This window comes from Patescibacteria group bacterium (assembly GCA_018896215.1).
GTDB lineage: Bacteria > Patescibacteriota > WWE3 > 0-14-0-20-40-13 > 0-14-0-20-40-13 > JAHINB01.
Genome location: JAHINB010000014.1, coordinates 1 through 12,568, shown reverse-complemented (window position 1 = coordinate 12,568; position 12,568 = coordinate 1). Strand labels below are relative to the sequence as shown.

The window sequence follows — 12,568 nt, the reverse complement described above, 5'->3', positions numbered from 1 at the left end:
GAGGAGAAAATATTACCAATTACATCTTTACTACTTACGACGCTGACGCCAAGATTCATCCAAAATTCCTGTCCCGTTTAACCTATGCCTTTCTAACCGACCCCAAGAACCAAGACAGGTTTTACCAAACCGCAGTATTTCTTTATGATAATAATATCTGGGATGTGCCTCCAATGATGAGAATCCAATCCAATAGCGTCACTATGGCAATACTTTCTGCCTGGATTGTGGAGCCACAGCGGATGCAAACTTTTTCTGCCTATTCCATATCGCTTAATACTCTGATTGAGGCTGATTTTTGGGATGTAACTCTGGGAGTGGACGACACAACATTTTTTTGGCGAGCCTATCTTGCCAAAGATGGAAACTTTTCTGGAAAGGGTCTTTTTGTCCCGATTTATAGCGATGCGGTACAAGGGTCTAACTGGCTGGCTTCACACAAAAGCCAATATAAACAGCTGGTTCGCTGGGGTTGGGGGGTTGTAGTATTCCCTCTTGCCATAAAAGGCTTTTTAAAAAATCGTCGGATACCCGTGCTACGAAAATTGTTTCAAACTTACTACATGGTCGAAACCTATACTCTGTGGATTACCATCACATTTTTAGTCTCGTTTGGAATATTTATTTTGTATGCTGTAAACCCCATAGCTAAACAAAACCCATTGGCTTACTCTATTCCAAAAATCACCAGCACGGTTTTGACTTTTGCCATTGTTCTTTTAATCCCCAATACTATTATTAAAGAGCTTCTGGTTACCAAAAAGCCCGCGAATTGGCCCTGGTGGAAAAAAGCTTGGAGTTTTTTTGAAAGCCCTCTTGTAATTATTAATCTGCTTACCTACTCTTTTATCCCTTACATTCATGCCGAAACAAAATATATGTTAGGTAAAAAAATGAAGGATTTGTATTTTACAGAAAAAGTTAGAACTAAAAAACAACCATCATGATGTCAAAAGGTAATTGGGTAAAAAATCTTAATATTCCGTTTGTTGTTTCTTTTATTCTCTTGGCGCTAAGCGCTGGGTTTGCGGCAATAAACTTTAACTACTTGCCACCTGTAATTGGGATATTTTTTAATAGACCTTGGGGAACGGCGCAATTGGGATACCCTAAAGACCTGCTTTATATCCTTGGAGGTGGAGCGATGTTTCTTTTTGTCAATTTTCTTCTTTACCAGTATTTTTCCCACAGACGCAAAGGAGATTTGGCCCACGCGATATCTATCTTTTCTTTAGTTGTTATCTTTATCCATTCTCTGTTTTTAACTAACATTGTTTTTAAATCTTCGACCAAAATTTTTTATTTAAATCTGGAGTCCTTAAGGCTAATAATTCCCTGGCTGATTTCCTTTGTGGCAACTTATCTTGTTTCTAAAAAGGTGGTGTCTCTTGCCAAAAAATATGGGTTTATGGAAGATCCAAGCAAATATGCCCACCCGTCGGCAATTCTTACTAAAGCAACGCCACGAGCTGGCGCCTTAGCTTTTACACTGGTTTTTATCATGAGCGTTCTAGTTTTTTGTGGCATTACAAAAGCCAATCTGGGAATTATTTTAGGAGTAGCTATTTTAACCATTCTAGGTCTTGCCGATGACAAAAAGAAGTATATTAATCCAAAAGCTAGGCTAGCTTTACAGTTTGTTGCGGCGGGGGTGGTTGTGGCGGCGGGAATTGGCATTAGCTATATCGGTAATCCTTTTGGAGCAACAATTATGCTGGATAAAGTGGTAATTCCCATTCAATTTTTGGGTGAGCATAAGCTTATTCTTTTTGCCGATATTTTTGCTTTAATTTGGATTGTGTTTTTGTCCAATGCCGTTTCTTGGTCTAATGGAATAGACGGGCAGTTTGCGGGATTCTCTGGAATTACCGCGCTGGTGATTGCACTAGCCTCTCTAAAAACTGCTATAGGAGATAACGATCCCACTCAAATGAATGTTGCCCGTTTGGCAATCATAACCAGCGGATGCGCTTTTGGCATGACGGCAGTTACTTGGTATCCCCAAAAAATTCTTTGGGGGTTTGGCGCAACTGCTGTGGGACTAGTAATTGGGGCGCTATCCATTTTGTCTTTGTCTAAAGTTTATATTGTGGCTTTAGTTCTAGCGATTCCCCTTTTTGACGCGATTGTAACGGGAGTAAGAAGAATCCTCCAAAAAAAATCGCCCTTTGGTGGCGATCGCGGTCATCTGCATCACAGACTGATAGATTTAGGGTGGTCAAAGCCAAAGGTAGCCATGTTTTATTGGTTGGCAACAGCTATTTTAGGATTATTTGCCGTTGTTGGGAACGAGTCCGATGCAGATATAGATGTTATTCGCTTGGGAGTTGGGATTGTTTGTGTTGTTGTTTTGCTTAACCTAATAGTAGAAAGAGGCAAAACCCAATTATTACAAGTTGCAAAAAAACGCCGATTAGCCAAGGAGCCTGGGTCTGATGAGTCTTTTGAAAATTAGTCAAGCGTTGCAACATCTTGGACTTTTGATAAATTTTCATATGAAAAATGTAAGGCGCTTCCAAGGCGTCGGGCAAATTGGCAAATATCGCTCCCACAAGATAGGCTAAAGCCATACTGCTATTTTGATCTGCCCAGAGCGCTCGCAAGATAAAAAACCACCCCAATGACAAGGCCAAACCAAAATCGGCAACAAGAGCAAATAACCGCCAACCGCTAGTTCTTTGACCGCTATCGTTTGTGGTGTTAGAAAAAAAGTCCCAGTGGGGAAATTTGTCAAAAATAAAATGAGATAAAAAAGCCACCGGGGCAACAAGCAGAGGATTCCCGGTAAAGCGCGCCACAACTAAGCCAATAAATGTGTGAGGTGTTAAAAGCATAATTTAAATGTAGTGTACAATATACCACAAAGCTATGAAAAACAAAAAAGAAGAACCCTTGGTTAGTTTGGTTATGCCGGTATTTAATACGGACAAGAGATTTCTCATCGAGGCTTTAGAAAGTTGTCTAAATCAAACTTATCAAAATATTGAAACTATAATTGTTGACGACGGATCCTCAAATAAAGATACTTTAGATGTACTTTCCTTGTATGAAAAGAAAGAAAAAACAAGAGTACGAGTCCTACACCATAAAACAAACGGTGGTGTGTCCAAAGCTCTAAACACGGGAATTGACAACTCCACAGGAGAATATATTGCCATCTCTGGATCGGATGATATTCCTGAACCTAACTGGATTGCTCTACAACTTGAGTATTTAAGAAAAAATAGGCTCTCTGCCTGCGGTTGCTTATTGCGTAAAATAGACTCCAATGGCAAAGTTTTTGGCGAATATCTTTTTCCTCTAACAAATCGGAAGATAATAAAAACGGCAACAGTAAGAACACCTCTTTCCGCCTTTGCTCTTTTGACAAGGGAAATGGCATTAGACCTAGAATTTAATGAATCTCTATCCGGTTCGGTAGATTATGATTTTTGGGCAAGAGCAATTATCTCTAAAAAATATCGTCTGGGAAATGTTCCAAAGTTTCTTTTTAGTTATCGCTATCATAACGACAACCTTTGCCGTTCTAATAAAACAAATAAGAAAGTTGCTCTTTGTTCGTTGCAAGTTAAAAGGCTTCTTTTTAAGAATGGTTATTGGTCGTTTGCGGGAATTTTTGTTTACGCAAAAATTTTAGCTTGGACACTTCTCCCAAAACCAGCTCGAAGTGCGAGTTTAAAACTGCTTCGATTTTTTGGTTTACGCTATTTTGGCTAAGATTTTCATAATCGCTCATATACCTGAAAGTATTTCTGAACAATACTTTCGATGTTGTGATACCGCATAACATATTCCCTACCCATTCTTCCAATTTCTGCCAAATTGTCTCTTTCGGACAGAATGTTTTTTAGAACTTTTTCCAGATTATCTGGATTGGCATTTATTATTGGAAGATTAGGGTACTTTGGAACAAGGTCTTCCCTAATATAGGCGATTACAGGCTTACCAAACGCCATAGCTTCTAAACTAGAAACACCAAAAGTTCCTAGTATAAGTTGGTCAATATAAATGTCTGCCTGTTCAATCTCTTTTAAGGCATCTCTATTGTTTAGGTTTTCAATAAGCGTAAGATTAGCTTTACTCCCAAGATTCTCCATAGCCTTTAAAATATATCCTGTCCCCTTAATTTTTCTGTTTGTGGGTGCGTGAACTATATTGAGCTTTGAGGACTTTGAGATTGGGTAGTTTGGCTGAATATTATTGTAATCTACCAACCTTGGTATTATTTCTACTTTTGGGAAATATTTTTTCGCGTATTCGTATAACTCATAGTCCCCAACGCATGCAGTATCAAAAAACCTAGAACACCACCAAAGATACCTGTTAACTTTGCAATCGATATCTTCCATAATATCTTTAATGTAGGGATTGTTCCTCACGGCCATGTATTTTAAACGGGCTTCCGTTCCGTGAAGATTTATCAGAACCTTTTTATTAAGAACTTTCAGAATTGGGATATCGGCATTCACAATGGGAATAAGGGTATTGGAATGTAAATGATAAACATCGTAATTTAAATTATTAAAAAAAGCGCTTAATATCCTCGCGGATTTAACAAAGTCATTACTTTTCCTTAGATCCAAATGTAAAGATTTATCGGTTGGATAGTCAATATATCTAAGAGAAGTGGAGTCATATCCTAACAGTCGCTGTTGCTTAGCCAAAAAACTTGCTTGTCCTGCTGTATCATCCGGAGCGTGTAAAATTCTCATGATACTAAAATTGTATCATCAAACAATAAGGGGTACTCCCTTTACCTTTTGTCGCAGAAATTCTTTGATTGTATCGTTAGGAATAGGTTTACCAATAAACTCAATTTTTTCCATTTCCAAGTCATCAAAATAAGTTAGCTGTTGTAAAAATAGAGCATCGTTAAACGCTCCACCAAATTTCTGCTTCGCCAAGGCGTTTATTTTTGAAATATCACAGTAACCACCCTTTAGCAAAAAGTAAATATCTACATAATCTCGCCAAACCGCTCGTTGCCCCACGGCCATCGCTTTATCGCAGGCGATATCCCAAACACTTGCCAGATTCATATTTGGGGTTGAGATAAAAGGTTCTATACGCTTATACCAATAATGCAAAAAATCGAGTTTTACGCCGGTTGCTGTGGTTACGGTGAGCTGATCTCCGCTTTGACGCACAACTCGCGCGCCTCCAAATATATCGATTACTTTTTTTTGAAAAATTCGACTTATGGGTTTACTCGCAAAAAAATCAAAATCGTAGGATTTACGATGATTTATCTGTAAAGCGAGGGCGGTTCCGCCGGCTAAATATCCTTGGGATTTTAACCCCGCAAATTGTTTAAAAACTTCTAAACGATCTTTATCTAATATCTCTAGGTGTATTGACGACATAGCGATTGGAATTAACTTTTAAATTGGAAATGCTAAGTAGGTAATTTTTAATAAAGTTAAATCGCGGGGCGGAATACTGCTTGATGGGATGGTTTAGGAACACCCGCAAAATCTCGTCTTTTGAGTACACAGAATAAAGCCACTTTATGTTGTCTAAATCTCCAAAGGATAGAATTTGATTAATGATATAGACTCTATCTTCTTGCAAAGACAGCTTATCAACGCCCACAGACCAAAGAATTCCTTGGAGATTTTGGGGTATAGATTGGGTAGCTTTCATAAAGCTATTTTACCATTAAAGTTAAGAAAATATGTAGCTGTCAATTGCATGTTTTAAAGTGGTGGGACACCAGTGCAAATGTTGGAGGAATAATCCAGCAACGATCCCCCGTCGTAGTTGCTGGGACAGATTTTTCCTGCACCTATAACCTTTATTTCATAGTGTATATGAGGTCCGCTTGACCATCCAGTGCTATCTGCAAAAAAACCTGTTTTTTGACCCCTTATAACTTGTATTGGGGTTCCAACAGGCATACCGGGATAAGGACACACCTCACCAGACACCGAAACACAAGAGCGCCACGCCTGAACATCAGCAGCTGTTGACTGTAAATGACCAAAGAGAACACTATACTGACTATTTTCCAAGGTGGCGTAAACACCATATTGTTGCTCACTACTACCATTGGTTAGCGTTGTCATTACAAACCTTTTGAGAGTGCCAGAAATAGGTGCTACTATTTCTCTCCCATTTAAAGTTGTCGGTGAAATAGTCCCAATGTCAACAGCATTTGTGTGATTTCCCACATTACAACCTTGCGTTATGGCTATATCCGTAACTGGGTAATCCACCGGCCAACCGCAGGGGGCTTCGAATTTCGCCATACAAAGATTCGCTCCCCCAATATCCAATTTTACTGTAGTATAAGCGTTTTCTATACTTCCTATACTACCTGTTGCTAAAGATACAATAAGATTGTCCATGTAAGTACCTTTCGCAGTAGAGTCATTTGCTACCGATCCCCTAAAGTTAACAAGTTCAAATTCCAAAGTCTTTGTTGCCCCCGGTAAAAGCTCTCTGTTGACTTTACATAACAAACCACCATTGCTACCAGGAAAATTTCCTAAATCGTTGCAATCATTACAAATTTTTGGGGTACAGCCATCGGGATTAATTAACGATGCCTCGTCATAATTGTAATTAAACCACCCAAAACCAGCCGATTTATTTACAGAAACCTTGCCACCTAAACAGTCCGGGGTGTTTGGAATATAATCTAAAGTGTCACGAATTGATTCTATTGTTATTTTTTCCGTAGAAATATTTGTTAAAACGACTGTCGCCTTGATACTGTCTCCGGCCACAACCATAGTTTTACTAACAGAGATTTTGGTGGAAGCGGGGGGATTGGCTCGGTTTTGCGCCACCGTGACCATAAATATCGCTCCCCCTATTATCGCCGCAGCTACCATAATCGTACTCAAAACAGAGATGAATGTTGCAAAGGCGGCGCTTGCAAACATCGCTCCAACAGCACTTGCCATTCCTGCCACAGCCGTGCTTACAGCACTTACAGCAGAACTCGCAAAAGCCGCGACCGCGGGAACCGCTGTAGCTGTAACCCAAGGAATTACTGAAGTTACCACCCAAGCCCCCACTCGAGGCAAAGCTGTCCTTACAACCCAAGTACCTCCTCTTACAAGCATAGTTCTAACTGCTCTGGATCCAACCGCCTCCGCCATTACCCAAAAAGAAGGGTTAGTCAAAAACGCCAAAGGGCTTTGCAAGGAAACACCAGAAAGCGGATTTAGAACTGCAAGCAAAGGTCTACCAGATGCTATCTGGAAAACCATTTGACCCACATTATAAACAAAAAAACCTCTATTGAACCACTTTACGCCAAAGCTAAGCGCACGACCCGCGCGGGTACCTAACCACCTAATACCATAAATTATTTTATTCCAGCCCCGTCCAGCAACGCTTGCAGCTCTAGCCAAACCTCTAAATACTCTGGAACTCGTAATGGCAGTTTTAACTCCAGAAATCCACCTACCAATGCCACTGGCCTTAATCGCATTAACAACATCCAAAACCTTTCTCCACCAACCTCTTGGAATCCAAGATACGGGTGTACCAGCTACTTTTTTATTGGTGAGAAATCTTACTATTCGATAAAGGTTGGTACCTTGCCACCAAAGTTTTATATTTTTGGCAATTTCTGCTGTGGTTAGCCCACCCTTTAAAACCGTGATTCTAAAACTTCGCCACGGTCTTTTTATGGTACGATTTTTGATAAACTTGCCAACTTGTCCAGGGGTATTTCCAAGTAATTTCCATCCCGTCTCAATCCCATTTATTATCTTGCCACCACTTCTCCAAACTTTTTTTGCATCCGATGCTAAACCAACCTCATACCAATTCCTGTATTTTAAGAACTCCATAAAAGTTCTCCCAGGATTTATGGCTTTATCAATGGCACGAGCCGTGCCCCCTAACCCCACCGCTTTCATAATAGGAACTGCTATTCTTTTGACTATAAATTTAAAAACCCCCGCACCCGATCCAACCACACCTTTACCAACCGCCTCGCCCATACCAGAAGCTAATCCCCCCGCTAGGTATTCTTCTTTGCCTGCTCCCTTTTTCTTCTTTTTTGGCTCGGGGGTGGCTTTTTTACCTTTTTGCGGGGAAAATAAAGAGTTAAAAAATCCTTGTTGGTTTTGGAAAGGTTTTGCTATATCGGAAAACGCCATAGGATAATGATACCAGAAAATTTTGAATAGTTGTCCCCAAAAAAGATGTATGTTAGGATGAATTAGTATGAAAAAAATAATTCCTGTAATTGCTCCGCTTGCTATTTTTCTAGCCATACTTTTTGGTGGGGTTGCCGTAGCTAGAGCCGAAGATGGCTATGGAACTATAGATTTAATTAATAGAACCCAAAGCGGAACGCGCGATATAGAAACCTGGGAAAACGACCTTATTATCGGTGCGGGCAAAAATGCCATGGTAGCTCTTTGTGGTGGTTGCTACACAGTAGAAGATTTAACCGTCCTTAAACCTGAAGACTTTAAAAGCATGGGGATTCTTGGTGGGTTAAATGGGGTGATAGCAAATAGCCTTACTAACCCCCCCTCCCTCGACACTATGCGATATCTAGCCTCCGCGTTTGTACCTTTTTCCAAGGTTTCCTATGCTCAAACAGGTAAACAGTTTTTAGATGCCAGTAACATTCTTTCACTGTGGCAGATATCTAGAAATGTCGCTTATATTGTTTTAATAATAGTCCTGTTGGGAGCGGGGTTTGCCATTATGTTTAGGGCAAAAATTGATCCCAAAACGGTAATTAGTGTTCAAATGGTGTTGCCTGGTATTGCTGTGGCTTTAGTAGTTATAACATTTAGCTATGCTATTGGAGGATTTATCTTAGATCTTACTAATACTCTTCTCTCTTTAATAATGAATGTTTACAGTCCTGATCGTTTGTCAAACCTGTCATTTCTTGCGACTACTATTATGACACAACTGGCAAATTTAAGCCTTCCTGGAATAGTAAATCCTTGGTTGGGTAGATCGCTTGGTTCTAAACCAGCGGGACACGGACTGCCCCAAGAATTACCTGGGATGTCAGCTCTACACATAGATGTAGTGGGAGATATATCTACCTACATCATAGGACCTCTAATTGGTTTTATGGTTCTGATAGCTCTTTTTAATGTCTTTTTAGCCTTATTTTCGGAATGGGTTCAGATATTCTTAAGAACAGCCTTTGGTCCCCTGTTTATTTTAATGGGGGCGCTACCAAGTCAAGATAAGGCTGGTAAGTTTGCTTGGCTGAAAGAGCTTTTAGCTAGTGCCATATCTATCCCCATCATGGCGCTTATGTTAGACATCTCCTTTAGATTTGCTGTGGGAAGGGACTTTGGACCATCAGCGAGCTCTTATGGTTTACAAATAGATGCGCCGCCTCTACTTAGCAACACAAATTGGAGAGGGGGTGCGGGGGGAACAAACATTTCGGGAAATACCCAATATGTGGAACGAATTGCCGCCTTTGGAATACTTCTTGCAGTTACATCGATCCCTGCCGCAGTTAGAAACGCCTTTGGGATTCTAACACCTGGGGCTGTTGCGGGAGCCTCTCAAAAAGCTAGCCAACTCCAATCTACCGCCGCCATGATTCAGCGAGCAATACCTTGATAACTATTTGCTAAATTAAAAAAATACTTTTAGTTTCCCTGGCGTATTTTGTATACCCTCCTAGTTCTTTTTTAAGAATAGATTCTTCTAAAATTGCCAGCGCCCTGTACCGCAAATAGGTAAAAATTGGAAACAGCACCCCAAAACTAAAAAATGCCAATTGCGAAAACAGCATCATTAAAAAGTACATCGCGTAGATGGGGTGTTTCTCGTACTTAAAAATTCCAAAATTTATTAGTTTATGATCTTGTTTTACACACCCAGCAGGTGTCCAATAAACCCCCAGTTGCTCTCTGGAAACAAAATACAATATAGTTGCAATGCAAAATAAAATTGCCAAAATCGCGCGGACTGCTGTACTAATAAATCCGGCGACAAAAAAACTTCCAACTTGTGGATAGGGGGTTAATACCTGAACCAACAAGATTAGAAAAAAAGCCCGATCCATTTTTTTGTAGAAACCTAAAAACTTTGTTTGATTAAATGGGGTTGTGGCAACTTTGTATTCGGAATTTTTTAAAACCAAATTATTTCGTAGTTTGTAAACTTCTACAAATAGAAAACCTAAAAATGTAACCGCTCTTATAAATAAATCGAAAGTAACCATAGGTAAATTGTAACAAAAAAACTTAACGGGTGGTTTGCGGTTAACAAAGCTTGCGCTCTGAAAACAACATTCCACCCGTCCAAACCTACTTACCCGTCAAAGATCGCCAGAAGCTTGTTACGAAGCCCCTTAATACTGGCAACCCCTTCCAGATAAACACTATCGCGATTACGGTCATTAGTGCCATCCCTGAAAGTGCGTCAGGAACAACACTTTCCGGCTGTGGGTACATCCCATGAGCCACTGCGTCCAGCACATCTCGCTTATAACTCAGGATCAGTGGTATTCCTGCGAATATCAGCAGTATCCCAAGCGAAATGAGCACAGAACCAACCGGTCCTGCACGATTCATCGTTCCACCAACAGTTGACCCAACACCCTTGACCATCTGGATGTCCTTCTGTTGCAGAGCCACGATTTTGGCAGATTCCGCTGCCGACTGTGTCACAGACTTTTCTCGTAACGTAGCCCCGACACCACCAACATCCCCCATCGCAGCCGCAACTGCCAGAGACTTGGAGCCACGCTCTTCGGCTTCATCCAGCAGGAGTCGGTACTCCTTCGCCGTCAAGATCGCCTCACTGAACTGCTGCTCAATACCTCGAGCTGTCAGCGAGCTGGGGGCTTCCAACTGTGCTTCGATCAGCCGTAGCTGACGCTCCCGAGCGTCCCACAGCTGATAAGGGGACTTGGACAAATCCCCCCCACGACTGGAGTGTGGCAACGGAACTATGTTTGGAACTACGGGCTGCTTAGCCCCCCAAACAATCTTTGCCCCACGATCCCCTGCCTTAAGAGAGTAAGGGTTGAGCCTCACGATCTCCGCCCCTTCGGGGCTTTTCTGCTGATTGTACATGGCCTCCGCCACCGTATGTGGACAGAAGCTCTTCAGAAGACTCCACGAGTCTTCTGGTACAGGTAGGGGTAACCCCACCTGCTTATACCACCAAGAAATCTCCTCAAGGACAAAGCTTATGTCCGCTCCGGAATACTTCAAAGCGATATACTCCCAAACCCCATCTTCTACCACCGCCGACTTCCTCTCCGTACCCAAAGACCACCGCACGACATCCACAACCGATAAATCTGGTTGCATGCCCTTAGTGGCCTCGTTGTAGGAAAGCCTTCCACCAGATCCGGGTTTGGCGCCAGACCAAAGCTCCTCGAGCCTGGCAAGAGCGGTGGACACATACTCCAACGCCCCCAAAGCAGCTTGCGCCCCCTTGTTCAGATCTGGGTTAGACGCAAATGGTGGCGTTGCCCCGGCCTTTTGGGCATCTGTCGCCCTAAAGGTGTGAGCTCGCATCGGACCTACGACCGACACCACGCGCTTAATCGCACAAGTTTGGAACTGGGCAAGCGCAACCCAATCCTTATCGGTGTAGCCTTCTGTTAACTGCAGAACCTGTGCCTCATTTCCTTCTGAGACCTTCTTGCGAAGGTCGAGCCATTGAGCCCATCCCATCCCCTTCGTTTTGGATGGTTTACCTGTAAGCTCAGGTCCTTCAAAAACCCCATACTGAACAGCGGTAGTAACGGCCTCCTCCGTTAGCAATACCGCAATCGCCAATCTGGCAAGCGAATTCAAACTCGGCGGGACATACCCAAAGACATACATAACACCCTCCTGGGTTTTGAGTTACAAGTTTTAAACATCGTGTCAACCGCGTTGACATACCTATATTGTACCATTCTTTTGGCTTTATTGCAAGATAAAAGATGTATTAAGACCTAATAGTATTTTGGGCTTGTGCGTGGAAATCTATTGTATCTTAAAACTTAAAATTATAGTATTAAATCATGCGTGTAAAATTGTTCCTATTAATTTTTACTTTTACAATACTTTCCATTAAATTTACAAACGAGTCGTTTGCTATTACCTACCAATGTCAAATTGCAATTCCCGCTTATGTTCCAGGTAACAAATGCCCCCCCATATACGATACCTGGGTACATGTGGGAACTGTCTGCGATCCAACGAGATGCAGTCCACCTGCCATGGTCACTCCCCCACCATCCTCGTGTCCCGTTCCTGCACCAGTAAGTCCAACACCGCCCGCTGGAATACAAAGCATCTCAAAATCCCCCCAATTTTATACTCTTTGTTGTTGTTTACCGTTTACACCACCCAATCCACAAACAGTCCCCCCAACCCTAAACTCAACACAACCAAAGGCAGTTTGGACGGCACTTGGTCTTTTGGCAACCGAACCCGAATATTTTATTGCTGATATTCTAAGCCTTGTTTTGGGAATCGCGGGGGGGATTGCGTTTTTGTTATTGTTGGCTGGAGCGTTTGGCTACATTACTTCTTCTGGCTCGCCCGATGCTGTTATGGGCGCTAAAAGCACCATCACCGCGGCACTTACTGGTTTAGCTGTAATCATTTTTAGCGTC

Annotated in this window: 12 protein-coding genes; 5 read left to right on the top strand and 7 right to left on the bottom strand. The window is 41.8% G+C overall.

Features of this window, described 5'->3' with window-relative positions; translation table 11 throughout:
* Together KKF75_03090 and KKF75_03085 are read left to right on the top strand one after the other, a co-directional pair.
* Window positions 1-947 (top strand): hypothetical protein (locus KKF75_03090; GenBank protein ID MBU4381179.1); only part of this gene is annotated, 947 nt, incomplete at its 5' end.
* A complete protein-coding gene (locus KKF75_03085) occupies window positions 944-2,455 on the top strand; it encodes an undecaprenyl/decaprenyl-phosphate alpha-N-acetylglucosaminyl 1-phosphate transferase (GenBank protein ID MBU4381178.1) in 1,512 nt (503 codons plus the stop codon). The genes KKF75_03090 and KKF75_03085, both read left to right, overlap by 4 nt.
* On the opposite strand, the gene KKF75_03080 is transcribed toward KKF75_03085, so the two are convergent.
* Window positions 2,355-2,834, bottom strand: a complete 480-nt coding sequence (locus tag KKF75_03080) for a hypothetical protein (protein ID MBU4381177.1) — start codon at window positions 2,832-2,834, stop codon at window positions 2,355-2,357. The two genes, KKF75_03085 and KKF75_03080, sit on opposite strands and share 101 nt — an antisense overlap.
* A gap of 34 nt (window positions 2,835-2,868) precedes the next feature.
* Here KKF75_03080 and KKF75_03075 point away from each other — a divergent pair, with 34 nt between their 5' ends.
* On the top strand, window positions 2,869-3,717 hold the full coding sequence (locus KKF75_03075; GenBank protein MBU4381176.1) for a glycosyltransferase: 849 nt from the start codon (window positions 2,869-2,871) through the stop codon (window positions 3,715-3,717).
* Between the two features lie 5 nt (window positions 3,718-3,722).
* On the opposite strand, the gene KKF75_03070 is transcribed toward KKF75_03075, so the two are convergent.
* From KKF75_03070 to KKF75_03055, 4 genes are read right to left on the bottom strand one after another with little or no spacing between them, the layout of a single operon-like run.
* Window positions 3,723-4,712, bottom strand: coding sequence for a glycosyltransferase (locus KKF75_03070; protein ID MBU4381175.1), 990 nt, complete (start codon window positions 4,710-4,712; stop codon window positions 3,723-3,725).
* Between the two features lie 18 nt (window positions 4,713-4,730).
* Complete coding sequence (locus KKF75_03065) at window positions 4,731-5,363, bottom strand: nucleotidyl transferase AbiEii/AbiGii toxin family protein (protein MBU4381174.1); 633 nt, start codon at window positions 5,361-5,363, stop codon at window positions 4,731-4,733.
* The gene (locus tag KKF75_03060) at window positions 5,332-5,643 is read right to left on the bottom strand and encodes a hypothetical protein (GenBank protein ID MBU4381173.1); all 312 of its coding nucleotides are present in this window, start codon (window positions 5,641-5,643) and stop codon (window positions 5,332-5,334) included. The genes KKF75_03065 and KKF75_03060 overlap by 32 nt, the downstream gene beginning before the upstream one ends.
* A 53-nt stretch (window positions 5,644-5,696) precedes the next feature.
* Complete coding sequence (locus tag KKF75_03055; GenBank protein MBU4381172.1) at window positions 5,697-8,117, bottom strand: hypothetical protein; 2,421 nt, start codon at window positions 8,115-8,117, stop codon at window positions 5,697-5,699.
* A 67-nt stretch (window positions 8,118-8,184) separates the two neighbouring features.
* On the opposite strand from KKF75_03055, the gene KKF75_03050 reads away from it, so the two are divergent.
* Window positions 8,185-9,564, top strand: a complete 1,380-nt coding sequence (locus KKF75_03050) for a hypothetical protein (protein ID MBU4381171.1) — start codon at window positions 8,185-8,187, stop codon at window positions 9,562-9,564.
* A 10-nt stretch (window positions 9,565-9,574) separates the two neighbouring features.
* Here KKF75_03050 and KKF75_03045 read toward each other — a convergent pair whose 3' ends face one another.
* Together KKF75_03045 and KKF75_03040 are read right to left on the bottom strand one after the other, a co-directional pair.
* On the bottom strand, window positions 9,575-10,171 hold the full coding sequence (locus tag KKF75_03045; protein ID MBU4381170.1) for a hypothetical protein: 597 nt from the start codon (window positions 10,169-10,171) through the stop codon (window positions 9,575-9,577).
* Between the two features lie 85 nt (window positions 10,172-10,256).
* Window positions 10,257-11,759: a hypothetical protein gene (locus KKF75_03040; GenBank protein MBU4381169.1), complete on the bottom strand. Its 1,503-nt coding sequence runs from the start codon at window positions 11,757-11,759 to the stop codon at window positions 10,257-10,259.
* A gap of 212 nt (window positions 11,760-11,971) precedes the next feature.
* On the opposite strand from KKF75_03040, the gene KKF75_03035 reads away from it, so the two are divergent.
* A partial coding sequence (locus KKF75_03035) for a hypothetical protein (protein MBU4381168.1) occupies window positions 11,972-12,568 on the top strand: 597 nt, incomplete at its 3' end.

What these genes read in the sequence shown, in the direction of transcription:
- KKF75_03085 (MBU4381178.1), top strand. Translation starts at nt 944, where the DNA reads ATGATGTCAAAAGGTAATTGGGTAAAAAATCTTAATATTCCGTTTGTT.
- KKF75_03080 (MBU4381177.1), bottom strand. Translation starts at nt 2,834, where the DNA reads ATGCTTTTAACACCTCACACATTTATTGGCTTAGTTGTGGCGCGCTTT.
- KKF75_03075 (MBU4381176.1), top strand. Translation starts at nt 2,869, where the DNA reads ATGAAAAACAAAAAAGAAGAACCCTTGGTTAGTTTGGTTATGCCGGTA.
- KKF75_03070 (MBU4381175.1), bottom strand. Translation starts at nt 4,712, where the DNA reads ATGAGAATTTTACACGCTCCGGATGATACAGCAGGACAAGCAAGTTTT.
- KKF75_03065 (MBU4381174.1), bottom strand. Translation starts at nt 5,363, where the DNA reads ATGTCGTCAATACACCTAGAGATATTAGATAAAGATCGTTTAGAAGTT.
- KKF75_03060 (MBU4381173.1), bottom strand. Translation starts at nt 5,643, where the DNA reads ATGAAAGCTACCCAATCTATACCCCAAAATCTCCAAGGAATTCTTTGG.
- KKF75_03055 (MBU4381172.1), bottom strand. Translation starts at nt 8,117, where the DNA reads ATGGCGTTTTCCGATATAGCAAAACCTTTCCAAAACCAACAAGGATTT.
- KKF75_03050 (MBU4381171.1), top strand. Translation starts at nt 8,185, where the DNA reads ATGAAAAAAATAATTCCTGTAATTGCTCCGCTTGCTATTTTTCTAGCC.
- KKF75_03045 (MBU4381170.1), bottom strand. Translation starts at nt 10,171, where the DNA reads ATGGTTACTTTCGATTTATTTATAAGAGCGGTTACATTTTTAGGTTTT.